The 22498-nt window shown below is 64.6% G+C and carries 19 protein-coding genes and 1 other RNA gene; 12 read left to right on the top strand and 8 right to left on the bottom strand.

Annotation, left to right across the window (positions count from 1 at the left end):
- Positions 1–9: 9 nt before the first annotated feature.
- Entirely contained in the window at positions 10–1092 is a 1083-nt protein-coding gene (locus DESPIGER_RS01560; protein ID WP_072332166.1) for a PSP1 domain-containing protein, read from the bottom strand.
- Positions 1093–1411: 319 nt separating this feature from the next.
- On the opposite strand from DESPIGER_RS01560, the gene DESPIGER_RS01555 reads away from it, so the two are divergent.
- The 8 genes from DESPIGER_RS01555 to DESPIGER_RS01520 all read left to right on the top strand — a co-directional run bounded on the left by DESPIGER_RS01555 (position 1412) and on the right by DESPIGER_RS01520 (position 12763).
- Entirely contained in the window at positions 1412–1960 is a 549-nt protein-coding gene (locus tag DESPIGER_RS01555) for an HDIG domain-containing metalloprotein (RefSeq protein ID WP_072332163.1), read from the top strand.
- Positions 1961–1987: 27 nt separating this feature from the next.
- Complete coding sequence (locus DESPIGER_RS01550) at positions 1988–3307, top strand: ATP-dependent 6-phosphofructokinase (protein ID WP_072332160.1); 1320 nt, start codon at positions 1988–1990, stop codon at positions 3305–3307.
- Positions 3300–6590: a UvrD-helicase domain-containing protein gene (locus DESPIGER_RS01545; RefSeq protein WP_072332157.1), complete on the top strand. Its 3291-nt coding sequence runs from the start codon at positions 3300–3302 to the stop codon at positions 6588–6590. Before DESPIGER_RS01550 ends, DESPIGER_RS01545 begins: the two co-directional genes overlap by 8 nt.
- Positions 6587–9556: a PD-(D/E)XK nuclease family protein gene (locus tag DESPIGER_RS01540; protein ID WP_072332153.1), complete on the top strand. Its 2970-nt coding sequence runs from the start codon at positions 6587–6589 to the stop codon at positions 9554–9556. The genes DESPIGER_RS01545 and DESPIGER_RS01540 overlap by 4 nt, the downstream gene beginning before the upstream one ends.
- Positions 9557–9669: 113 nt before the next feature.
- Positions 9670–10800 carry an NAD(P)H-dependent flavin oxidoreductase gene (locus tag DESPIGER_RS01535; protein ID WP_072332150.1) on the top strand — a complete coding sequence of 377 codons (1131 nt, stop codon included), beginning with the start codon at positions 9670–9672 and terminating at the stop codon, positions 10798–10800.
- A gap of 61 nt (positions 10801–10861) precedes the next feature.
- Positions 10862–11341 carry a hypothetical protein gene (locus tag DESPIGER_RS01530; protein ID WP_072332147.1) on the top strand — a complete coding sequence of 160 codons (480 nt, stop codon included), beginning with the start codon at positions 10862–10864 and terminating at the stop codon, positions 11339–11341.
- Positions 11342–11527: 186 nt separating this feature from the next.
- The gene (rpmB, locus tag DESPIGER_RS01525; protein ID WP_072332144.1) at positions 11528–11740 is read left to right on the top strand and encodes a 50S ribosomal protein L28; all 213 of its coding nucleotides are present in this window, start codon (positions 11528–11530) and stop codon (positions 11738–11740) included.
- Positions 11741–11794: 54 nt separating this feature from the next.
- Positions 11795–12763, top strand: a complete 969-nt coding sequence (locus DESPIGER_RS01520; RefSeq protein WP_072332141.1) for a rhomboid family intramembrane serine protease — start codon at positions 11795–11797, stop codon at positions 12761–12763.
- Between the two features lie 128 nt (positions 12764–12891).
- Here the strand turns inward: DESPIGER_RS01520 and DESPIGER_RS01515 are convergent, their stop codons facing one another.
- The 7 genes from DESPIGER_RS01515 to DESPIGER_RS01485 all read right to left on the bottom strand — a co-directional run bounded on the left by DESPIGER_RS01515 (position 12892) and on the right by DESPIGER_RS01485 (position 19314).
- Positions 12892–13527: a hypothetical protein gene (locus tag DESPIGER_RS01515; protein ID WP_083575241.1), complete on the bottom strand. Its 636-nt coding sequence runs from the start codon at positions 13525–13527 to the stop codon at positions 12892–12894.
- Between the two features lie 48 nt (positions 13528–13575).
- Positions 13576–14037: a PTS sugar transporter subunit IIB gene (locus DESPIGER_RS01510; RefSeq protein WP_072332137.1), complete on the bottom strand. Its 462-nt coding sequence runs from the start codon at positions 14035–14037 to the stop codon at positions 13576–13578.
- Between the two features lie 5 nt (positions 14038–14042).
- A complete protein-coding gene (locus DESPIGER_RS01505) occupies positions 14043–14486 on the bottom strand; it encodes a PTS sugar transporter subunit IIA (RefSeq protein ID WP_072332134.1) in 444 nt (147 codons plus the stop codon).
- 68 nt (positions 14487–14554) lie between these two features.
- Entirely contained in the window at positions 14555–15457 is a 903-nt protein-coding gene (gene rapZ / locus DESPIGER_RS01500; protein ID WP_072332131.1) for an RNase adapter RapZ, read from the bottom strand.
- 41 nt (positions 15458–15498) lie between these two features.
- Positions 15499–16038 (bottom strand): ribosome hibernation-promoting factor, HPF/YfiA family, encoded by a 540-nt coding sequence (hpf, locus tag DESPIGER_RS01495; RefSeq protein WP_072332128.1) that lies wholly within the window; start codon positions 16036–16038, stop codon positions 15499–15501.
- 22 nt (positions 16039–16060) lie between these two features.
- Entirely contained in the window at positions 16061–17491 is a 1431-nt protein-coding gene (rpoN, locus tag DESPIGER_RS01490; protein ID WP_072332125.1) for an RNA polymerase factor sigma-54, read from the bottom strand.
- A 179-nt stretch (positions 17492–17670) separates the two neighbouring features.
- On the bottom strand, positions 17671–19314 hold the full coding sequence (locus DESPIGER_RS01485) for a CTP synthase (protein ID WP_072332122.1): 1644 nt from the start codon (positions 19312–19314) through the stop codon (positions 17671–17673).
- A gap of 208 nt (positions 19315–19522) precedes the next feature.
- Here DESPIGER_RS01485 and DESPIGER_RS01480 point away from each other — a divergent pair, with 208 nt between their 5' ends.
- The 4 genes from DESPIGER_RS01480 (at position 19523) to rnpB (ending at position 22486) form a co-directional block, all read left to right on the top strand.
- Positions 19523–20335, top strand: coding sequence for a phosphoribosylformylglycinamidine synthase subunit PurQ (locus DESPIGER_RS01480; RefSeq protein WP_072332119.1), 813 nt, complete (start codon positions 19523–19525; stop codon positions 20333–20335).
- 191 nt (positions 20336–20526) lie between these two features.
- A complete protein-coding gene (locus tag DESPIGER_RS01475; RefSeq protein WP_072332116.1) occupies positions 20527–21321 on the top strand; it encodes a Nif3-like dinuclear metal center hexameric protein in 795 nt (264 codons plus the stop codon).
- Positions 21322–21331: 10 nt separating this feature from the next.
- Positions 21332–22108, top strand: a complete 777-nt coding sequence (locus tag DESPIGER_RS01470; protein ID WP_072332113.1) for a zinc ribbon domain-containing protein — start codon at positions 21332–21334, stop codon at positions 22106–22108.
- A gap of 13 nt (positions 22109–22121) precedes the next feature.
- An RNA gene (rnpB, locus tag DESPIGER_RS01465) (RNase P RNA component class A) lies at positions 22122–22486 on the top strand.
- The last annotated feature ends 12 nt before the right edge of the window (positions 22487–22498 follow it).

Raw genomic sequence — 22498 nt, 5'->3', positions numbered from 1 at the left:
TGACTCCGTTTATTCGGCAGCACCGTCCTGCCGTTGCTGCGACTTGCGGCGACGGCGGCGGCGACTTTTGCTGTTTTCTGCGGGGGCGGCTTCGGCCTGCGGCCGGGCCTGTGGCGGCCGGGCTTCCGTTCCGGCGGTCAGGGGCGCGTCGGGCGGCAGCACATCGGCGAACAGATTGGGATCGTCCACGTTCTCCGGCGTGGCGGAGACCACCAGCAGACCATCCCCCTGCGCGGCCTTCTGGCCCTGCTGCGCCGGTTTGGGCTGGGCATTGCCGGGATGGGGCTCGGGACGATGCGGGTCCAGGGCCTGCCATTCCTCCAGCGTCAGCTCCTGTTCCTCGTTGTTCTCGTTGAGCACGGACAGCGAATTGCGGAACATGTTGGCCCGCAGCACCTTCATGGTGCCCTGCGTGGTCTGGTATTTCTTGCCCAGGCGCGGGCAGTTGTGGTGGAAGCGGTCATAGTTCTCCTGCTCATAGGAAAGGCAGCAGAGCAGGCGGCCGCAGATGCCCGATATCTTGGCAGGATTGAGGAACAGGTTCTGTTCCTTGGCCATGCGGATGGTCACGGGAGCGAACTTGCGCAGATAGCGGCGGCAGCAGCAGACCATGCCGCAATTGCCCACGGCCCCCACCATCTGGGTCTCGTGACGCACGCCTATCTGGCGCAGCTCGATGCGGGCGCGGTATTCGCGCACCAGATCCTTGACCAGCTCGCGAAAATCGATGCGGGCCGGCGCCGTGAAATAGAAGATGAGCTTGCTGCGGTCAAAAAAGACCTCCACATCCACGAGCTTCATGTCCAGGCGGCGGTCACGGATGCACTGGCGGCAGAATTCCGTGGCCTCGCGGGCCAGCTTCTCGTTGGTGCGGCCCTCGGCCAGGTCTTCTTCCGTGGCCCGGCGCTCGATGGGCGTCAGGCTCTCCGGCTCCACACCGGCCACATGATCATAGGGACCGGAAACCACCTGCGCCAGGGCCTGCCCCTGATCGGCCGCGATCAGTACATGATCGCCCACGGCCAGATCGGCAGGGCCCGTATGGTACAGGGTCTGTCCCAAAGCGCGAAAGCGCAAACCGTATATTGGCATAGTTTCCAATCTTTGTTGCGGGGATTATCTGAATCCCTTTACATCGGGCATATCCGGGCCGCTGTCAACAGGCGGGCCCGGCTGACGGCCACAGCCCCGGGAAAAGCCCTTTCCCCCCTGCCGCACCGCAACGGCCCCCTGCCTTCCGGCCTGCCCGTCCCGCCGCGGTCCCCGCACGGCATCCATAAAAAGCGCACGACGAAAACAGGGCGACGCGGGGCGACCGATCCCTTGCCGCCAGCAACGTCGCGGGAGAACCGGGCTTCCCCTTGCTATGCGGTTCTCCCTGTTTTAGACTTGCGACAAGGAGAACATCAGCATGATTTCACGAGACGAAGCGCTGGCCCTGCTGGCGGAGAACCATGTCCAGGCGGGCCTGTTGCAGCACTCTGTGGCTTCCGAGGCCGTCATGCGGGCCCTGGCCCGTGAACTTGGTGAAGATGAGGAACTGTGGGGCCTGACCGGCCTGCTGCACGATGTGGACTATCCCGCCACGGAGGCCACACCGGAAAAGCACGGTCTGGAAGGCGCCCGCCTGCTGGAAGGCAAACTGCCCGAGGAGGCCCTGGCCGCCATCCGAGCCCACAACGGCGAGATGACCGGCTGTGCGCCCAGGACCCGTTTCGACTACGCCCTGCGCTGCGGCGAGACCATCACCGGCCTCATCAGCGCCGCCGCCCTGATGCGGCCCACGGGCTACGAGGGCATGGAAGTCAAGAGCATCAAGAAAAAGATGAAGGACAAGGCCTTTGCCGCCAGCGTCTGCCGCGACAACATCCGCCAGTGCGAACAGGCGGGCCTGCCGCTGGATGCCTTCCTGGCCCTTTCCATCGCCGCCATGCGGGACTGCTTCTCGCAGCCTGCCTGAACCGAGCATCCCACGACGAGGTGAAGCATGACCGAACCCGGCGCCATCGATACCGGCATCCGTACTCTCGGCACCCCCAAGCTCACGTCCCGGCTGCCCTACCGCACCTGGGTGGATGACGTGCGCCTGCCCATACAGGTGGACAGGGAACTCTGCGACGAGTTCGCCGATCCCGTCCGCCTGGACTTCGAGGCCGCCGGCCCCCGGAAAAAACTCTACTTCGATCCCAGCCGGGCAAAATGCGCCATCGTGACCTGCGGTGGCCTTTGCCCGGGGCTCAACGACGTCATCCGCGCCATCGTCATGGAGGCGCACCACGCCTACCATGTGCCCTCCATCATGGGCATACGCTACGGGCTGGAAGGTTTCATCCCGGCTTACGGGCATCAGCCCGTGGAGCTGACCCCCGAACGCGTGGCCGACATCCACCGCTTCGGCGGCACCATCCTGGGCTCGTCACGCGGGCCCCAGTCCGCGGAAGAGATCGTGGACAGCCTGGAGCGTTCCAACGTCAGCATCCTGTTCGTCATCGGCGGTGACGGCAGCATGAAGGCCGCCCTGAGCATCAGCCGTGAAGTGCAGGCGCGCAACCTCAAGATCGCCGTCATCGGCATCCCCAAGACCATCGACAACGACATCAACTTCATCCCCCAGTCCTTCGGCTTCGAGACCGCCGTCTTCAAGGCCACCGAGGCCATCGAATGCGCCCATACCGAGGCCAAGGGCATGCCCAACGGTATTGGTCTGGTCAAGCTCATGGGCCGGGAATCGGGCTTCATCGCCGCCCAGGCCACGCTGGCCATGAAGGAAGTGAACTTCGTCCTGATCCCGGAAGCGCCCTTCACCCTCGAAGGGGAAGGCGGCCTGCTGCCCGCGCTGGAGGAACGCCTGAAAAGCCGCCACCATGCCGTCATCGTGGCGGCCGAAGGGGCCGGCCAGCATCTGCTGGACCGCTCCGGCGCCACCGACGCCTCGGGCAATCTGCTGCTGGGCGACGTGGCCGACCTGCTGCGCTCGGAGATCAAGCGCTATATGGACGCGCGCGGCATCCCCCATGCGCTCAAGTACATCGACCCCAGCTACATCATCCGTTCCGTGCCGGCCACGGCCAACGACAAGGTCTACTGCGGCTTCCTGGGGCAGTATGCCGTCCATGCGGCCATGGCCGGGCGCACCGACATGGTGGTGGGCAAGATCCAGGACCGCTATGTGCACCTGCCGCTGGAGCTGGTGACGCGCCGCCGCCGCAAGCTCAACATCTACTCCGACCTCTGGCGCGCCGCCCTGGAATCCACGGGACAGGGCATGCTGGCCGGCATGCTGCCCCGGCAAGAGACGCATGGCTAGCCTGTATCAGGTCAAGGCATCCGCCGGGTCGGGCAAGACCTATGACCTGACCCGGCGTTTTTTGTGCCTGCTGGCGGCCTGCGGCGCGCCGGGGCCCGCCGCCGCATCTTCCTGCGGGCTGGGCAGCGGTCCCTCCGGCTGGGACGAGATCCTGGCCATCACCTTCACCAATGCCGCCGCCGGCGAGATGCGCGACCGCGTCATCGGACGGCTCAAGGCCATCGCCCTGGGCACGCCGGAACAGGACATCCCCCTGACGCCCGGCATGGCCGCCCGCTGGCTGGACGTCATCCTGCGGGACCTGGCCAGCCTCAACATCCGCACCATCGACAGCCTGCTCCACGCCATCGTGCGTTCGGCCTCCCTGCAGCTGGACCTGCCCCCGGACTTCCAGCCCGCCTTCGTGAGCATGGACGCCGTGACCCCCTATCTCGAGACCCTGCTCAACCAGGCATCCCAGGGCAACGAGGCCATGGAGAAGCTGTTGCGCGACCTCTACTGGGCCATCGTCCATGTGCAGCAGAGCAAGGGCTTCAATGCCGGGGAAAAGCTGGGCGACATCATCCGCCCCCTGCTGGACGGCATCCTGCGCGGCGAATTCACGGACATCGCGGGCCCGGAAGAGCTGGGCGAACGCCACCGGCAGCACTGGCACAGGACCATCGGTCTGGTCACGGACGTGCTGGAGGCGGAAGAAGGCGCCGGGACCAGACTCCATGCCACGAGCCGCAAGGCCCTGGTGCGCCTCCAGGAGCGGGATGAAGGGGCCTTCAAGCTCAAGTCCATCGCCGAGCCCGGGGTCGACAGATTCCTCACGGCCAAAACGAAACGCACGGAAGCCCTGATGACGGCCCTGGAGGCGCTGGTCGCCTGGTTGCCGGAGTTCAGACGCCGGCATGCCCTGCTGCGTTCGGCCCGCCATTTCGCTCCGGCCGTCCAGCTGGCCACCCTGCTGGTCCACGCCATGCGGGCCAACCAGCAGCAGGAGGGCACGCTGCCCGCCGTCCTGGTGCCGGAGCTGGCCGCTTCGGTGCTCGGCGGCAGCTTCGGCGTCTCCGAGGCCCTGTGCCGTCTGGGCAGCCGCCTGCAATATTTCCTGCTGGACGAGTTCCAGGATACCAGCCGCGAACAGTGGCAGGCCCTGAGCCCGCTGGTGGAAGAGGCCCTTTCCCGGGGCGGTTCCCTGACCTGGGTGGGCGATGTCAAGCAGGCCATCTACGGCTGGCGTGGCGGGGATGCGGCCCTCTTTGACGGCATCGAAGGGCCCTTGCGCCGTCTGGCCCCGGACGTGCGCCACGAGACGCTCACGGCCAACTGGCGCAGCTGCCGCCAGATCATCGCGCACAACAACGCCCTGTTCTCGCCCCTGGAGGATGCCGCCGTGGCCCGGCAGGCCCTTGCCGCCCTGATGCCGCAAGACACGCCGGACGACCTGCTGGACGGCTATGCGGGACGCGTGGCCGCGGGCTATGCCGGGACGGCCCAGGACTTCTCGCCCCGGTCCGCTTCCGGCGGCCTCGTGCGCGTGGAAGCCATCGAAGGCGACAACAGCGAGGGGCTCAATGCCGCCGTGCTGGTGCGCCTGCGCCGCATGATCCTGCACGAACTGGCCCCGCGCCGCTCCTGGCAGGACATGCTGGTGCTGGTGCGCAGCAACGCCCAGGCCGCGCTGGTGGCCGAAGATCTGGCCGCCGCCAGTATCCCCATCGTCACGGAGAACAGCCTGCTGCTGTCCACCCATCCCCTGGTGATCCAAAGCGTGGCCCTGCTGCAGTTCCTGTGCAATGCGGAAGACGAGCTGGCCCTCTGGACCGTGGTCACGGGCAGTCTGGTGCAGCAGGGGCCCCTGCCGGTCCCCGGCCTGCAGGAGCTGCACGATACCTGCGTGGGCCGCGGCAGGACTTCCCTTCTGCCGCACCTGCAGCAGCAGTTCCCGGATTTCTGGGCTTCCGTGCTGGCCCCCTTCCACAATCAGGCGGGGCTCATGACGCCGTATGACACGATCATGGAGTGGTACGACCGTCTGCAGGTCTTCCAGCGCTGTCCCGAAGCGGATGTCTTCCTGCGCTGTTTCCTCGAAGTGCTCAAAAACGCCGAGGATCAGGGGCTGGCCACCCTGCCCGACTTCCTGGCCCACTGGCAGGAAAAGGGCGGCGAAGAAAAAGTCCCCATGCCCGAAGGCATCGACGCCGTGCGCATCATGACCGTCCACAAATCCAAGGGCCTCGAGGCCCCTGTGGTCCTCCTGCCCTGGACCGACGCTTCCCTGAAGGCGAACGATCCGGTGCTCATGGAGGAAGACGGCCTGCGCATGGTCTGCAAAAACGGCCCCCATTGCGGCAGGGTCTATTATGAGGCCCTGCTGCGTCAGGCCACGGAACTGCTCAACCAGTTCTATGTGGCCTTCACCCGGGCACGGGAAGAGCTGTACGTCTTCCGTACCAGTGCCGCCACCGTGCGCAGGGGCTGCGGCAGCCACGCTCTGGATGTGCTCTGGCAGCAGGCCGGGCTCACGGTCCCCTACCAGCTGGAAGGCGGGGACGACGTGCTGCGCCCGGTCCGGCCGCCGGCTGCCGAGGACGGGGAGGAAGAGACGGACACGGCACCGGACGCCGCAACGGCCGATGCCGATCCCGGCCAGCTCCCCCGCGGGCAGGCGGCAGCGCCGTCTGTGCCGGAAGAGGGCTGGCGGCCCATGCAATGGCTGCCCCGGCTCAAGATCTACCGCAACCCGCTGGAGCGGATGCATTTTTCCGCACGGGATCGCGGCACCCTGCTCCATGCCTGTCTGGAGCAGCTGCCCCTGGGCGGCCTCAGTGAGGACAATATCCGGGTCGCCGTGCGGGAAGTCCTTGCCACCATCCCCCTTGCCGACGGGCAGGACGGCCCTGACAGGGAAAATGTCGCCGCCGATATGGAATCCTGCCTGCTCTGGCTGCTGCGCCTTCCCCAGTTCGGCCTGTGGCAGCGGCGCGGCGTCCCGGAGCAATCCATGCTGGAAGCCGACGGCCCCCGCCGGGAGCTTTTGCGTGCCGACCTCATCGTCCCCCTGTCCTGGGGGACCCTGGTGGTGGATTACAAGAGCGGCAGGGTCATGGACGAACATGTACGGCAGGTACGGCGCTATCTGCGCTGCCTGGAACAGGGCGGCACAGCGGTGGCCCGCGGCCTGCTCATCTATCTGGACAGGCAGGCCTTCCGCCTGGTGGAGCCCGGCAGCGCCTCGGAACTGTTTACGGATCTTGGGGCCTATCCCCGCTATTTCTGTGAGGACGAGGCATGAGCAGCCCCTTCCATATCTTTTCCTGGCAGCGGCCCTTCCTGCCTGCCCTGAAACAGGCCACCGACCTCTGGAGCCGCGGGCGGCCCGGCGATGCCGTCATCATCGTCCCCCACAACCGTCCGTGGCGCTACCTTGTGGACATCTATGCCGATGCCGGCACCACCGGCCTGTTGCCCAAGGTTCTTTCCCTGCCGGACATGGTGCGCCTGTGGCGCATGCATGCCAGCCCCGTGCCGCTGCGCACGGCCTGCCTGCTGGACAGGGTGGCCCTGCTGCGGGACTGCGTCCTCGGGCTGGCCGGTGAAGACCACGAGCTGGAGAAGCGCTTCGGCGATCTGGCCCCGGGCGCCTTCCTGCCCTGGGGCATCCGCCTGGCCAACCTGCTGGAAGAGCTGCTGGGCCAGAACATGGTCACCGACGACCTGCCCTTCATCGACGAGGTGAGTCCCCCGGCCGCGGCCCTGCTGGGCGCCCTGGGGCGCATCCGTGATGCCTATGTGGCGGCTCTGGCCCAAAGAGGCTGGACCACACCGGGCCATGATTTCTGGCTGGCCGCCCGCCATGCGGAGGACATCCCCGGCCTGCTGCGCCCGGCGGACGGGCATCCCGTGCTGCTGGCCGGTTTTTCCCTGCTCACCGAGACCGAGGACCTCCTGCTCCGCAGCCTCTGGCAGGCCGGGGCCCGCGTCTGCCTGCATACGGATCCCGCCCTGCTCCGGCATGGCGAGGAAGGAAGGCCGGCCGTGCACTGGGCCTGCCAGGAACACGTCCAGTGGCTGCAGCGCTGGCAGGCCACGGCCCGACTTTGGGAACCGGACGCGCCCGCACCGGCGGACGATGCACAAAAATGGCATTATTTCACGGGCTACGACCTCCACTCCCAGCTCAAGGCCCTGCAACAGGATCTGGAAGCCCCGTCGGAGGCCTCCACAGCCATCCTGCTGACCCACGGCGACCTCCTGCTGCCCGTGCTGCACCACCTGCCGGACAAGGACGTCAACATCTCCATGGGCTATCCCCTGGAGCGCTCGCCCGTCTTCCATCTGCTGGACAGCCTCTTCCGCCTGCATGAAGGCCGGGACAGGGACGGGCTCTTTTACTGGCGGCACCTGCTGGCCTGCCTGCGCCACCCGTATCTGGGCATGCTGCAGGCCGCCCCCGGCGGGGAAGCAGGCACGGGACAGCCCCTGCGGCCCCTGCTGCGCCGCCTGGAGCGCCGCATCCGCAGCGGCAGGCGCCTGGTGGCCTTTGACGACCTGCTGGCCGCCCTGGCCGGCGACGAAGAACACGCGGGCGCCCCGGACGGGCCCCTTCCCGCCCCCGGTCCCGAGCGTGCCCTGCTGGAAGAGCTGCTGCACCTGCTGCTGGAAGATTTCGGTGATGCCGGCACGCTGGCCGCTCTGGCCGGGGCCCTGCTGCGCCTGAGCGACTTCCTGACCCGCCACGGGCAGGCCGTCTGGGAGCGCTTTCCCCTGGATGCCGAGGCCCTGTACCGCCTGGTGCGCCATTGCGTGCCGGAATTGCAGCACAATGCCCTGTCCGGCGAGGAGATGCCCCCCCGCCTCCTGCACGGCCTGGCCCGCCAGCTGCTGCAGCAGCAGCGCATCCCCTTCGAGGCCGACCCCCTGGGCGGCGTGCAGGTGCTGGGCATGCTGGAAAGCCGTCTGCTCCAGTTCGACCGCATCTTCATCGTCGATGCCACCGATGACGTCCTGCCTGGTGCCCCCGGTCAGGACCCCCTGCTGCCGGACAGCCTGCGCCGCATCCTGGGCCTGCCCGATGCCCGCCGCCGGGAACGGGCGGCCTCCCATACCCTCTACCGTCTGTGCGCCTGCGCCCGCGAAGTGCATTTTTACTGGCAGGAGAGCCAGGGGCGCTCCGGCCTCATGGACAGCAAGAAGGCCCGCAGCCGTTTTGTGGAGCAGCTCATCTGGGCGCACGAGCAGCGCACCGGGGCCCTCCTCACCCCCGGGACAGCGCCGCTGGCCGTGGCCGCCTGCGATGTGACCCCCATGCCGCCCCGCGCACTGTCCCTGAAACGCAACCAGGCCTTGCAGGATGCCATGCGGGACTTTCTGGCCGCGCCCATCCCGCCCACGGCCCTGGATACCTATCTGCATTGTCCGCTGGCTTTCGTCTGGAAGCATCTGTGCCGCTTCCGGCCCGTCCAGGAGGTCAACGAAAAGGACGATCCGGCGGAAGTGGGCTCCGTGCTGCACGACGTGCTGCAGCAGCTCTACCGTCCCTACCGCAACACGACGGTGGACGCCGCCAGCATCAGCACGGAAGACATGCGCGCCGAACTGCAGCGTCAGACGGAGCGCCACGGGCTGCGGGCCCTGCTGCCGCCCGACAGCCTGATGATGTTTGCCGTGGCGGCCCCGCGCCGCCTGGAGGAATACCTCCGCCACCAGCCGGAAGCCACCATCCTGGAGCTGGAGTATCCCCTGACCCAGACCATCCGCTGCAACGGCCGGGAATATACCTTCAAGGGGCGCCTGGACAGGCTGGACAGGCGTGAGGACGGCCTTTGCATCGTGGACTACAAGACCGGCATCATCAACAATCCCGCCGGGGATCTCTGGGACGATGCCGCCCTGTTCGAACGTATGGCCCAGGTCCGGGACGAGCGGCTCCCTCTGGAGGACCGCCGCCGGCTGGCCGCCGGGACCTTCGACCAGCTGGCCGAAAAATTGCGCATGATCCAGCTGCCCGCCTACCTGTGCATGCTGCATGCCGCCGGTTTCAGGGAGCTGCACGACGCCGCCCTGGTGGAACTGCGCGACACGGGCCGGGAATACTGGCTGTTCGGCCCCAGCCCGGCCAGGGACAATGACGAACGCATCCGTCAATGCTTCGACGTCCTTTCCCTGCTGCTCTGGCATATGGAGCACGGCCCGGAGTTCACCGGCCGTCCGGGCGAAGGCTGCCGCTGGTGCGATTACCAGGCACTTTGCCACGCCTGATGGCGGCAGCGGCCTTGTGAAAACAGGCTTTTTCTGGTAATACTGTCTGAAAACTGATTTCAATACCGCCCCGTGAGGGCTTTACCTTATAGCGCCATGTTGGAGGTTGCATCATGGCTTTTCCTTCTTTGTCCATTGGAGACCTGACCGCTAAAATGCCCATCGTCCAGGGAGGCATGGGTGTCGGCATTTCCCTTTCCGGCCTCGCCTCCGCTGTCGCCAATCAGGGCGGCATCGGCGTCATCGCCGGAGCCATGATCGGGATGAAAGAGCCCGACGTGGCCAAAAATCCCATCGAAGCCAACCTGCGCGCCCTGCGCCAGGAGCTGAGCAAGGCCCGGGAAAAGACCCAGGGCATCATCGGCGTCAACATCATGGTGGCGCTGACCACCTTCAGCCAGATGGTGCGCACGGCCATCGAGAACCGTGCCGACATCATCTTTTCCGGTGCCGGTCTGCCCCTGGAGATGCCCAAACACCTCCTGCAGGCCTGCGAAGAAAAAAAGGAAGAGTTCAAGACCAAGCTGGTCCCCATCGTCTCTTCCGCCCGCGCGGCGACCCTGATCGCCCGCAAGTGGCTCTCCCGCTTCGACTATCTGCCCGACGCCTTCGTGGTGGAAGGCCCCAAGGCCGGCGGGCACCTCGGTTTCAAGCGTGAAGAGATCGATGACCCCAACTTCGCCCTGGAAGTCCTGGTCCCCCAGGTGGTCGAGGCCGCCAAGCGCCTTGAAGACCAGAAGGGCCGGGCCGTGCCCGTCATCGCCGCCGGCGGCATCTACACCGGTGCAGACATCAAGAAATTCCTCGACCTCGGCGCTGCCGGCGTCCAGATGGGGACGCGCTTCGTGGCCACCAGGGAATGCGATGCCGATGAACGCTTCAAGCAAAGCTACATCGCCGCCCGCGAAGAAGACATCACCATCATCAAGAGCCCTGTGGGCATGCCCGGCCGCGCCCTCCAGAACGACTTCATCGAGTCCGCCCGCCAGGGCAACAAAAAACCTTTCAAATGCGTCTTCCACTGTGTGCATACCTGCGACCAGGAAAAGACGCCCTACTGCATCGCCCAGGCCCTCATCAGCGCCATGAAGGGCAACCTGGAGCGCGGCTTCGCCTTTTGCGGGGCCAACGTGGCCCGGGTCAACAGCATCGTTTCCGTCAAGGAGCTGATGGACTCCCTGCAGCAGGAATTCGACCAGACCATCAGCAAGGGCAGGCAGACCCTGCAGGGCCTGCTGAAGTAGCCTCCGTCACACCGCCATCCCGGGGCCGGCCTGCCGGCCCCTTTTTTGCTTCTGGAGGATCATGGACGATACCCTTCCCCCGGTAGACAGCTCCGCGCTGCCAGCGGCTGAAAACAAGCGCCTGCGGGACAGCCATCCCCTGTACGGCCGCATGAACGGCGAAGTCATCTGGATGGCCTATGAGGAACTGGGGCTCGATGCCGGGGCCTGCGCCACGGCCATGGATGCCGAGCTTGCCCTGCGCCGTCGCATCCTCGACATCATGGCCACCCTGGAACGGTCCCCCGGGGCCTGCTGTGTGCCGGAACTGCCGGATGCCCCCTGCGCTTCCTGTACCGCCTGCCCGGATCTGGCCCACCTGTATGTCGATGCCGCGGCACCACAGTGGCAGCAGTGGCTGCCCCCGTATGCCATCGGCTGCCGGGTCCATGCCCGCCTGCTGTCGCACGAGGAGGCCCGGCAGGCCGGCTTCCGCGCCCCGGAGGGCTCCGATCCCCCCCGGCGCCGGATGCTCTGCCCGTGTCTTGCGCCCGAAACGTAGCCCGCGGCAAAGAATTTTGACCCTTTCCCGGAAAAAAGCTTGCCTTTTGGGCAAAGCTTGGGTAAAGGAACTGCTTGCGCGGCCATGCTGGATGCATGGCTCATTGCCTGCGCAATGCGCGGCCGCTGTTACCCGGCTTTGCCGCATATACGATACACACAGTTTTCTGCATATACGGAGGACATCATGAGCAAAGAATGCGATTTCTGCGGCAAAAAGCCCCAGGTCGGCAATCTTGTCAGCCATTCCAACATCAAGACCAAGCGCCGCTTCAATCCCAACCTGCAGCGTGTGCGTCATCAGTTCGCTGACGGCACCGTGCGCACCCTGACCGTGTGCACCCGCTGCCTGCGTTCCGGTGTGGTGACCAAGCCCGTCGCCCGTGCCAAGCAGGACTAACTTGTTTTTCGCCCGCAAGGCCCCGGTTGCAACTGCAATCGGGGCTTTTTTGCTATGAAGCCCCGCCTTCTGCGCCTGCCCGCCCCTTTTGCGGGATACTGGCACGTCCAGCGTCGCCCGCGTCCCCTGCCGCCCCACTGGCGTTCCCTCACCGGCAGCGGGGGCATCACGTCCTACAGCCAGCGGCAGGAAATGATCCTCGTGCTCAGTGCCTGTGGCCTGCCCCATCAGCTCTGGCGTTTCCGGCAGAAAGAATACCTCTATGTGCCCGCCTTGCTGGAAGGCCTGGCCCGGCAGGAGCTGCAGCACTTCCATGCGGAAAAACAGCGGCCCCCGGCCCCCCGGGACCTGCCGCCCGCGCTCCATGCCCGCTGCTGGCTGGCCGCCCTGCCCCTGCTGCTGCTCATCCTCTGGCACGGCCTGCGGAGCGGCTGGTGGCCGCTGCCCGAAGGGCTGCCACCGCCGGAAAGCTGGGAACAGGCCGGCGCGCTGGACAATGTCCGCCTGCGCGTCTATGGCGAATGGCAGCGCCTGTTCACGGCCCTGACCCTGCATGCCGACGCGGCCCATCTGGCCGGCAATATCCTGCTGGGCGGCATCATGCTGCCCCTGCTGGCCCGGCTGACAGGCCCGGGCCGGGCCCTGCTGCTGACCATGCTGGGCGGCGGGCTCGGCAATCTGCTCACCGTGGTGCTGCGCCGGGAATTCGTCCTCAGCCTGGGCTTTTCCACGGCGGTCTTCGCGGCCATCGGGGCACTGGCAGGCTTCATGGTCCTGCACCATGAGGGCAAACGCCATCTGCCGCTGGTGGCCGGTGTGGGCATCCTGGCCATGTGGGGCATGGGAGAAGGGAACGTGGACTACCTGGCCCATATCTGCGGCCTGGCGGCCGGGACGGCCCTCGGCCTCTGGGAGGCCCTGCGCAGCGCCCGCCGCTGGCCGGGCCTGCCGCAATGGCTGTCCGCCCTGCTGGCCCTGATGTTGCCCGTGCTGGCCTGGATGCGGGCTTTCCAGCAGGGGTGACGGGAGCCTCCGGCGCCGTCCCCCAGGACGGCGACAGAAGAAAAAGCTGCGACCGCATGGCAATGCCGTGCGTGACGCAGCTTTTTTATGCATGATGGCGGCAGGCCGGCTCCCGAAAGAGCCCGGCCCTAAAAGATGTCCAGCCTGGTCACGGCCAGAAAGCCCCAGACCGCCACGAACATTCCCATGAGGCAGGCATAGGCCCGGCGTGTGCGCAGGGAAAGGATGCCGCCCACCATGCTGGCGGCAAAGAGCATGCCCCAGCTCATCCGCCCCTCGAACAGGAATATCCCCTTCCCCAGCAGGTCACAGGCCAGCCATAGGGCCACATAGCACAGCATGTAGTACAGGAACTGCCAGACAGCGCGCACCACGGCCCCCAGGGCCACGGCCCGCCCCGGTGTGCAGCCGTGGCCGGACGATGCCGACGCCGCGACCAGATCCACCAGCGGATTGAGCGCCACCCGCTGGTAACGCTCCGCATAGCTGGCGCCATAGGCCGCGAACACCGCGAACATCAGGGGCGCGAGGAACTGATGGGCCTCCGTCCAGCCCGGAATGACGGACAGGGGAAAAAGCAGCAGGAAGGCCAGGGTCCCGAAGGGCGGGACCACGCTGCCCAGGGCGATGACGTCGAGCCAGAGCAGTTCCACCACGATCCCCAGGGAGAGCGCGGGCTGCCAGCGGCCGGTCAGCCCTCCCAGCAGCAGGGCCCAGAACAGGGGCCTGTCAGCCAGCCTGAAGACAAAGGAGGAGCGGGCCACCCCCGCGAGGACAAAAAAAAAGCGTAGTGCACGCCCAGCCAGAGGGCATCAGAGAAGCTGCTCATAAGCATCCCGGATCTTGTCGGAAGGCACACAGCGAAAATCCAGCTCCACCTGCTGCTGCAGCATGGCCCGCAAATCGTCCCTGTCCTGCGGGGAAAGGGCCACATGCGGAAAAAGCTGGATCTTGCCCGGTGCGTAGTGCAGATTGCCGATATTGAGGGCACGGATGGCGACGCCGCTTTCCAGGGCCCTGCGGGCATCCTGGCAATCGGCAAAGAGCACGAGGCTGCTCTCGCCGCAGCAGGCCAGGGTCTCGGGCAGGGCATCCACCGGCACGAAGTGGACGGCCACCTGTTCCGGCACGGCCAGGGACACGATCTGCTGCTGCAGAAGGTCCGCGGACATGGCGTCATTGGCAACGATCAGGTGCCGGGCGGCCACATAGGGCAGCCAGCCTTCGATGACCTGCCCGTGCACCAGACGATTGTCCACTCTGAACCAGAGCATACGAATCAATCGCCTGTTTTTTCTTTGTTCCGGGAGCGCAGCATGCTGCCGGCCACGACGATGCCCTTGGTACCGGCCTCTCCGGCCAGCCTGGCCAGCTCGGCCAGGGGCTTTTCGCGGCAGGTGAAGACCTTGAGCAGCATGGGCAGGTTGACGCCGGTGACGACTTCCACATGATGGCTCCCCAGCAGGGAGAGGGCCAGGTTGGTGGGGGTGCCGCCGAACATGTCGGTGAGGATGATGACCCCGGCGCCCTTGTCCAGCCGCTGGGCGGCATCATCCAGACGGCGCACGGTCTCGGGCACTTCCTGGGCGATGTCCACGCTGATGGAGGTGCAGTCGCTCAGGGTACCAAGGATGAACTCCGCCGTGCGCAGCATGGCAGAACCATAGTCGGCATGGGCAACGACGATGATGCCGACCTGGGTGGAAGATTGCTGTTCCGACATGACATACCTCGCGCTGGAACTGAAATTTCTGCAAAATGCAGCATGTAATGCCAAGAGTGCCAGCTTTCCTAGCCAAGTTCAAGGTGCCTGTGCTCAAGACTGGCCGGATAATCCGCCTGGCGCAGCATCTGGAACAGGGCCTCGGCCGTGGCCACGGAGCGGTGGCGGCCACCGGTGCAGCCCACGGCTATGGCCACCCGGTAGCGGCCTTCCGCTTCCATCTGCGGCAGCATGAAGCGCACCAGGTCGAAAAGCTTTTTCTCGAATTCCTGCGCTGCCTCGGTGGCAAAGACATAGTCACGGACCGCCTTGTCCTTGCCGCTGAGAGGACGCAATTTCTCTACAAAATAGGGGTTGGGCAGGAAGCGCAGGTCAAAGACGAAATCCGCCTCGCGCGGGACACCATACTTGAAGCCGAACGAGATGACGTTGACACGGATGGCCCGCAGCCTGCCCGGCGTCCTGCTCCAGCGCTTCTGGATGGCACGGCGCAGGTCATGGATGGAAAAACGGCTGGTATCTATGACCAGATCCGCCATCTCGCGCACAGGGGCCAGCCGCGCGCGCTCCTCGCGCAGGGCATCCTCAAGCCCCATGCCCTCGCGTTCCAGCGGGTGCGGCCGGCGGGTCGTGGCGTAACGCCGCATGAGCTCCTGCGGTCCGGCCTCCAGAAAGAGCAGCATGGGCCGGACACCGTGTTCCGCAAGCCGGGCAAGGGCCACGTTGAGCTCTTCCAGAAAATCCTGCTGCCGCATGTCCATGCCCAGGGCCATGCCCCGGAAACGCTCCATGGATTCGCGCCGCATCATGTCCGCCATCTCGGCGGCCAGCCCGGCAGGCAGTCCGTCCACGGTAAAATAGCGCAAGTCCTCAAAGACCTGCAACGCCGTACTCTTACCGGCCCCTGAAAGGCCGGTGACGATGCAGACCTGGACAGGCGTGGCCGCTTCATCGGATGATGTCTGGCTCATGGCACTCTCGAAGGGGCCCCCTTGCGGGGGCCCCGAAGTCTTTACAGGACAGGGTCGATGACGGCATAGCCGCCGATGCGGCGGCGGTACACCACATTGACGCGGTCGGTCTCGGCATTGATGAAGACCAGGAAGTCACTGCCGATGGATTCCAGCTGCATCAGGGCTTCGTCCAGATGCAGGGGCTTGGGCGCAAAGCGCTCGGTGCCCACCACGGCGGGCTCTTCATCGGGATCGGCTTCCAGGTTGTAGGTGAACACGTCCACATTGGCGTTGCGGGCCTGACGGCGCTGTTCCTTGACGCGCGAGACGTGCTTCTTGATCTGGGCCTCGACCTTGTCCACCACAAGGTCGATGGCGGCATACATGTCGGAAGACTGTTCGGAAGCGCTCAGGTGCAGCCCCTCGCCGGCGATGGTCACTTCACAGCGATGCCGGAACTTGTCCACAGTAAGCACAACACCGACTTCCAGTCCGGAAGCCTTGCCAAAAAAGCGCCCCATCTTTTCCATGCGGCGACGGGCATACTTCTTCAGATGATCGGAGGCCTCGAAGTTCTTGAAAGTGAAAGCAATGTTCATAGAACCTCCCGTGGTGCAGGAATCAGAAATGTTCCTTGCGCTTTGAGGATGAGGGGATGTTCAGCGCCGTGCGGTACTTGGCCACCGTGCGCCGTGCGATGTTGACCTTCAACTGTTCCTTGAGCAGCTCGCCGAGCCGCTCATCGCTCAGGGGCGATTTGGGATCTTCAGCAGCGATGAACTTTTTGATCAGGGCCTTGACACTTTCAGAGCCTACCTGACTTCCATCGTCCAGTTCAAGCCCGCTGTTGAAGAAAAATTTGAGCTCGAAGATGCCGTGCGGCGTCGCCACATATTTGTTGGTGGTGATGCGGCTGACCGTGGACTCGTGCATCCCGATATCGTCGGCGATATCCTTGAGGATGAGCGGCGCGAGCTTGGTGACGCCGTCGCGGAAAAAGGGCTGCTGGTGCTTGACGATGCTTTCCACCACTTTATACAGCGTCCGCTGCCGCTGGTACAGACTGCGGATGAGCCAGGAGGCCGAACGTATTTTTTCCGAAACGTAGTCCTTCTCTTTTTCATTACAGGAGGGAACGCCATCACGCAACATGCTGGAGAGCTGCAGATGCGGCAGGCCCTCCTCGTTGAGCAGGATGACGAATTCGTCGCCGACACTGTACACGAAGACGTCGGGGCTCACATAGGTGGGCTCGCTGCTGTCGAAGCTGGCACCGGGCAGGGGCTCCAGGGACTGGATGATGTCCAGGTATTCGCGCAGGCCTTCCATGTCCAGCTTGAACTTGCGCAGCAGGGGCTTGTAGCGGTGGGCCTCCAGGTCTTCCAGATGCGACTGCACCAGTTCCATCAGGATGGGGTCACGGTCATAGCGCAGGTTCTTCAGCTGCACCAGCAGGCATTCGCGGGCATCCCGGGCCGCCACGCCCACCGGATCGAAGAGCTGCACGCGCTCCAGCACCGTCTGCACGGCCTCCGGCGTGGTGGACGCCATCTCGGCGATCTCCTCCACGCTGGCGCGCAGATAGCCCGAAGAACCCAGGTTGCCGATGATGATCTCGCCGATCGCCTTCTGTTCGTCCGTCAGGGTCGAAAGGTGCAGCTGCCAGAGCAGATGCCCTTCCAGCGTGGGCTTGGCCGAATAGCGGGCCTCCAGGGGGGAGATCTCTTCCGCGATCTCCAGCTCCCGGCCCTGCGAGGTACGCGGCGTGCTGGCGAACTCGCCAAGATATTCCTCCCAGTCGGCATTGCGGGACAGATCCGCGTCATAGACTTCGTCCTGGGGCTTCTCATGCCGGGGCTCTTCCTGGTCCTGCTGGGCTACGGGCTCATTGGCCGGGGCCTCTTCCAGGAAAGGATTCTCCAGCAATTCCTGCTGGACGGTCTCCAGAAGTTCGACACGAGAAAGCTGCAACAGCTTGATGGCCTGCTGCAGCTGGGGGGTCATGACCAGCTGCTGCGACAATTTGAGTTGTTGACGAAGTTCCAATGCCATGGGGTGCTATCCTGTCAGTAAAAATTTTCTACTTTTCAAATACCATGCCACATGCTGCACCAATAGGCAAGGGAGGCGGGCTTGCGAGCATAAAAAAGGGAATATTTCAAGTCATTGCATAAAAAAAGGACGCCCCGCGCCGGCGGAGCGTCCTGAACGGCTTTTCGTGCACAAAAGCCCTATTTCCTGTGGTTGTCCTTGGCGGCCTTGATGAATTCACGGAACAGGGGATGCGCCGCCATGGGGCGGGACTTGAATTCGGGGTGGAACTGGCAGCCCAGGAACCAGGGATGGTCGGGCAGCTCCACGATCTCCATCAGGGAGCCGTCGGGAGCGGTACCGCTGAAGACCATGCCCTTCTCTTCCAGCAGATCCTTGAAAGCGTTGTTGAATTCGTAGCGGTGGCGGTGGCGTTCCTCCACCAGCTCCTTGCCGTAGGCCTCAAAGGCGCGGGTACCGGGGATGATCTTGCAGGGGTAGGCGCCCAGACGCATGGTGCCGCCCTTGTCGCTCTCGGCATCGCGCTTTTCCAGGTTCTTGGTGCGGAAGTCGAACCATTCGGTCATCAGGTAGATGACCTTGTGGGCGCTCAGGGGATCGAACTCTTCGGAATTGGCGTCTTCCAGGCCGGCCACATGGCGGGCGAACTCGATGACAGCGCACTGCATGCCCAGACAGATGCCGAAGAAGGGGATGCGGTTTTCGCGGGCATAGCGGATGGCGGCGATCTTGCCCTCCACGCCGCGATAGCCGAAGCCGCCGGGCACCAGGATGCCGTCGCAGCCGGCAAAGGTGGCGGCCACGTTGCTGTCGTCCACGTTCTCGGAATTGACGTAACGCAGGTTCACGGAAACGCGGTTGGCCACACCGCCGTGGATCAGGGCTTCGTGCAGGCTCTTGTAGGCTTCCTTCAGGTCCACATACTTGCCCACGATGGCGATGGTCACGCTGCCCTGGGGATTGGCGCAGTCGTAGACCAGCTTCTTCCAGTCTTCCAGATGGGCGTTACGCGCGGGCAGTCGCAGCATGATGGCCACTTTCTGGTCAAAGCCCTCCTCATAGAAACGCAGGGGCACTTCATAGATGTTGCCCACATCCACGGAGGAGAAGACGGCATCCTGGTCCACGTTGCAGAACAGGGCGATCTTGCGGCGCATCTCCTCGGGGATGCTGTGCTCGCAGCGGCAGAGGATGATGTCGGGCTGGATGCCGATGGAAAGCAGCTCCTTGACGCTGTGCTGGGTGGGCTTGGTCTTGTGCTCACCGGCGGCCTTGAGGTAGGGCACCAGCGTCAGGTGGATGTTCAGGCAGTTGTCACGGCCCAGCTCGGACTTGAGCTGGCGGATGGCCTCCAGGAAAGGCAGGCCCTCGATGTCGCCCACGGTGCCGCCGATCTCGATGATGGCCACGTCAGGGGCATTGTCACCTTCGGCCAGGGAAAGCACGGTATGCTTGATCTCGTCGGTGATGTGGGGGATCACCTGCACGGTGCCGCCCAGGTAGTCGCCCCGGCGTTCCTTGGCGATCACGTGGTTGTAGATGGCGCCGGAAGTGGTGTTGTTCTTGCGCGACATGGGCACGTTGAGGTAACGTTCGTAGTGGCCCAGGTCCAGGTCGGTCTCGGCCCCGTCATCGGTCACGAACACTTCGCCGTGCTGGAAGGGATTCATGGTGCCGGGGTCAACATTGATATACGGATCCAGCTTTTGGATGGTGACGGAAAGTCCCCGGGTCTGCAGCAGGGCGCCCAGCGAAGCCGCGGCAAGGCCCTTGCCCAGGGAAGACAACACACCGCCCGTAACAAAAATGAACTTGGTTTTCATGAACTCCTACCTTTTGATGACATACAGCGGACCGTGGTCCGGACCGCATGTGCTGCACGCGGACGAGCCGCCCTCGCGCAATCGGGAGGTTTTACACCAATCTGGATCATTTTACCAGCATTGACTATTATAAACTTTGCAGGTAGTCTCTTTTTCCATTTCCATAGTGGCCCTTTGTGGCTACCGCTTGCAAGGAGGCTCCTGCCGCATGGGCACAGTCAATACTCTCGTCATCACCGGCTATGGCACCAATTCCCATCTCGAAACAGCCCACGCTGCCCGTCTCGCGGGTGCTGACCGCGCCGATGTCGTGCATTTTTCCGATATCGTGGCCGCCAAAGTCCGCCTGAGCGATTACCACTTCCTTGTGTTCCCCGGCGGGTTCCTGGATGGTGACGACCTGGGCGCCGCCCAGGCCGCCAGCATGCGCTGGCGCTATCTCAAGGACAGCACGGGCACCCCCCTGCTCCAGTCCCTGACCGAATTCATCAACGACGGCAAACTGATCCTGGGCATCTGCAACGGCTTCCAGCTGCTGGTCAAGCTGGGCGTGCTGCCCGCCCTGGACAACAACCGCTTCGAACGCCAGGTCTCCCTGAGCCACAACGACTCCGCCCGTTACGAAGACCGCTGGGTGCATCTGCTGCCCAACCCCAAGAGCCCCTGTGTCTTCACTAGGGACCTGCCCATGATGGCCATGCCCGTGCGTCACGGCGAGGGCAAGCTCATCGCCCGTGACGACGCCACCCTGCAGCGCCTGGCCGATGAAAACCTCATCGCCCTGCAGTATGCCGATCCCGAGACCGGCAAGGCCACCATGGAATACCCGCTCAACCCCAACGGCTCCAGCCTGGCCATCGCCGGCCTGACGGATCCCAGCGGGCGCGTGCTGGGCCTCATGCCCCATCCCGAGGCCTTCCACCATGTGACCAACTACCCCACCTGGACCCGCGGCTCCATTGATGTGCCCCCGGCCACCCAGCTGTTCTCCAACGCCGTGCGCTACCTGCGTGCCCTTTAATATATAAGGAAGGGGACTTCCCGCTTGACAGCGGCCTCAGGGCCGGATAGATTCGCTGAACCGTTTTGCCGGTTACGGCCCCAGTGGTCGCAGACACAGGTGTCGATCATTTGCAGCGAGCCTGCCGCCCTTTGCTTTTGAAAGCACTTTTCTGGTTTCAGGGAAGTGCTTTTTTACTGTGAGGGAGAGAGATGCATATAGCAGAGATCATTTCCACCATCGAACAGATGGCCCCCCTGCAGGGCGCCGCGTCCTGGGACGCTTCGGGCCTGCAGGTGGCCGCCCACAGGACCGACGCCACGCGTCTGGCTGTCTGCCTCGACCCGAGCCCGGCCTCCATCGCGGCCGCGCTCGAGCTCGGTGCGCAGTGCATCCTCAGCCATCATCCGCTGGCGCTCAAACCTTCGCTGCCCAACCGCATCGACCATTATCACGATGTCCTGCGCCTGCTGCTGGGCAACGACGTGCCGCTCTATGCCGCGCACACCTCGCTGGATGTCAACAGCGACGGCCCGGTGTCCTGGCTGGCCCGTGAACTGCACCTGGACAACCTGGCCGTCCTGGAACCCACCGGCCCGGGAACCGGGGATCTGCCGCACGGTTTCGGCCTGGCCGGCGATCTGGCCGAATCCGTGGACCTGCAACAGCTGGCCGGCATGCTGGCCGCGCACATCGACCTGGGCACCGCCACCGTCAGCGGCCCCTGCCCGGGCCGTATCCGGCGCGTGGCCTACTGCACCGGCTCGGGTTCCTCCCTGCTGGAGGAAGCCCGTGCCGCGGGTGCCGACATTTTCATCACCGGCGACGTCAAATACCATACGGCGCTGGATACCCAACTTTGTCTTTTCGACGTGGGCCATCACAGCCTGGAAGAAGAAATGATGCGGCGTGCCGCCATCCATCTGCAGCACGCCTGCCCGGCGCTCGAAGTCGTCTTCGTGCCCTCGGCCTCCCCTTTTCAGCCTGTCCGTCCCCGCGTTCTCTAGGAGGAAACCCATGAGCACCGCTGTCTACCTTGACCAGATCCGCCAGCTTGTCGAGCTGCAGAAAGTGGATGACGCCATCTTTGCCGTGCGTCAGGAACTGGAATCCGCTCCCCGCCAGCTGGACGAGCTGCAGGCCAAATTCGATGCCAGCAACGCCCAGCGCGAACGCATCGTGGAAAAACTGACCCACCTGCAGGAACAGCAGAAGCGCCTCGCCATGGAGATCGACGATGATTCCGCCCGCATCAGGAAGAGCAAGAACAAGCTCATGCAGGTGGAAAACACGCGCGAATACCATGCCATGATGCGCGAAATGGACAGCATGGAAAAGATCAACCGCTCCCGTGAGGAAGAAAAGATGACCCTCATGGAAGAGGTGCAGCGCCAGAACGAAGCCCTGGCCGAGCTCGATCTGACCCACGGTGCCCTCCAGGCCGAACTGGAAGTGCGCCGCGACGGCCTGGAAGAAAAGATCCAGATGGCCCAGGCCAAGCTGGCCGAACTGGAAGAAAAACGCCAGCACGCCGCCGGCGTCATCCCCCAGCCCGTCTTCGTGCGTTACGAATTCATCCGCAAGCGTCTTGAGCATCCCGTCATCGTCGGTGTGCGCGAAGGCATCTGCTCCGGCTGCCACATCGCCATCCCGCCGCAGTCCTTCATCGAACTGCAGCGCGGCCAGCAGATCCTGAGCTGCCCCAACTGCCAGCGCCTGATCTTCTGGAACGAGCACTTCCCGGATATGGAACTGCAGGCCGCTCCGGCCAAACCCAAGACTCTGGTGGACTAAAAATCAACAGGCAGGAGCCGGACAGATCGCCGCTGCGGGCATCGGCCCGGAGAGGAAAGTCCGGGCTCCACAGGGCAGGACGCTGGATAACGTCCAGGAAGGGCGACCTTCGGACAGCGCCACAGAAAGCAAACCGCCCGGCCGGTCCCGTACCGGCCGGGTAAGGGTGAAACGGTGGAGTAAGAGACCACCAGATGCCGTGGTGACACGGCATGCTCGGCATACCCCGTCTGGAGCAAGGCCAAATAGGGAAGGAGGCTGGCCCGGCCATACCTTCCGGGTAGGCTGCTTGAGAGGGCAGGCAACTGCTCTTCTAGAGGAATGGCGATCGCGCACCCCCGGTGCGAACAGAACCCGGCTTATCGTCCGACTCCTGCCTGTTTTTTTTGC

It is taken from the genome of Desulfovibrio piger (assembly GCF_900116045.1).
Taxonomy (GTDB): Bacteria; Desulfobacterota; Desulfovibrionia; order Desulfovibrionales; family Desulfovibrionaceae; genus Desulfovibrio; species Desulfovibrio piger_A.
The sequence above is the reverse complement of the archived record's forward strand: the minus strand, read 5'-3'. Positions and strand labels throughout refer to the sequence as shown.

What these genes read in the sequence shown, in the direction of transcription:
- rapZ (WP_072332131.1), bottom strand. Translation starts at nt 15,457, where the DNA reads ATGAGCCAGACATCATCCGATGAAGCGGCCACGCCTGTCCAGGTCTGC.
- DESPIGER_RS01530 (WP_072332147.1), top strand. Translation starts at nt 10,862, where the DNA reads ATGGACGATACCCTTCCCCCGGTAGACAGCTCCGCGCTGCCAGCGGCT.
- DESPIGER_RS01555 (WP_072332163.1), top strand. Translation starts at nt 1,412, where the DNA reads ATGATTTCACGAGACGAAGCGCTGGCCCTGCTGGCGGAGAACCATGTC.
- DESPIGER_RS01520 (WP_072332141.1), top strand. Translation starts at nt 11,795, where the DNA reads ATGAAGCCCCGCCTTCTGCGCCTGCCCGCCCCTTTTGCGGGATACTGG.
- DESPIGER_RS01550 (WP_072332160.1), top strand. Translation starts at nt 1,988, where the DNA reads ATGACCGAACCCGGCGCCATCGATACCGGCATCCGTACTCTCGGCACC.
- DESPIGER_RS01505 (WP_072332134.1), bottom strand. Translation starts at nt 14,486, where the DNA reads ATGTCGGAACAGCAATCTTCCACCCAGGTCGGCATCATCGTCGTTGCC.
- DESPIGER_RS01535 (WP_072332150.1), top strand. Translation starts at nt 9,670, where the DNA reads ATGGCTTTTCCTTCTTTGTCCATTGGAGACCTGACCGCTAAAATGCCC.
- DESPIGER_RS01470 (WP_072332113.1), top strand. Translation starts at nt 21,332, where the DNA reads ATGAGCACCGCTGTCTACCTTGACCAGATCCGCCAGCTTGTCGAGCTG.
- DESPIGER_RS01480 (WP_072332119.1), top strand. Translation starts at nt 19,523, where the DNA reads ATGGGCACAGTCAATACTCTCGTCATCACCGGCTATGGCACCAATTCC.
- DESPIGER_RS01475 (WP_072332116.1), top strand. Translation starts at nt 20,527, where the DNA reads ATGCATATAGCAGAGATCATTTCCACCATCGAACAGATGGCCCCCCTG.
- DESPIGER_RS01545 (WP_072332157.1), top strand. Translation starts at nt 3,300, where the DNA reads ATGGCTAGCCTGTATCAGGTCAAGGCATCCGCCGGGTCGGGCAAGACC.
- hpf (WP_072332128.1), bottom strand. Translation starts at nt 16,038, where the DNA reads ATGAACATTGCTTTCACTTTCAAGAACTTCGAGGCCTCCGATCATCTG.
- rpoN (WP_072332125.1), bottom strand. Translation starts at nt 17,491, where the DNA reads ATGGCATTGGAACTTCGTCAACAACTCAAATTGTCGCAGCAGCTGGTC.
- DESPIGER_RS01485 (WP_072332122.1), bottom strand. Translation starts at nt 19,314, where the DNA reads ATGAAAACCAAGTTCATTTTTGTTACGGGCGGTGTGTTGTCTTCCCTG.
- rpmB (WP_072332144.1), top strand. Translation starts at nt 11,528, where the DNA reads ATGAGCAAAGAATGCGATTTCTGCGGCAAAAAGCCCCAGGTCGGCAAT.
- DESPIGER_RS01540 (WP_072332153.1), top strand. Translation starts at nt 6,587, where the DNA reads ATGAGCAGCCCCTTCCATATCTTTTCCTGGCAGCGGCCCTTCCTGCCT.
- DESPIGER_RS01560 (WP_072332166.1), bottom strand. Translation starts at nt 1,092, where the DNA reads ATGCCAATATACGGTTTGCGCTTTCGCGCTTTGGGACAGACCCTGTAC.
- DESPIGER_RS01510 (WP_072332137.1), bottom strand. Translation starts at nt 14,037, where the DNA reads ATGCTCTGGTTCAGAGTGGACAATCGTCTGGTGCACGGGCAGGTCATC.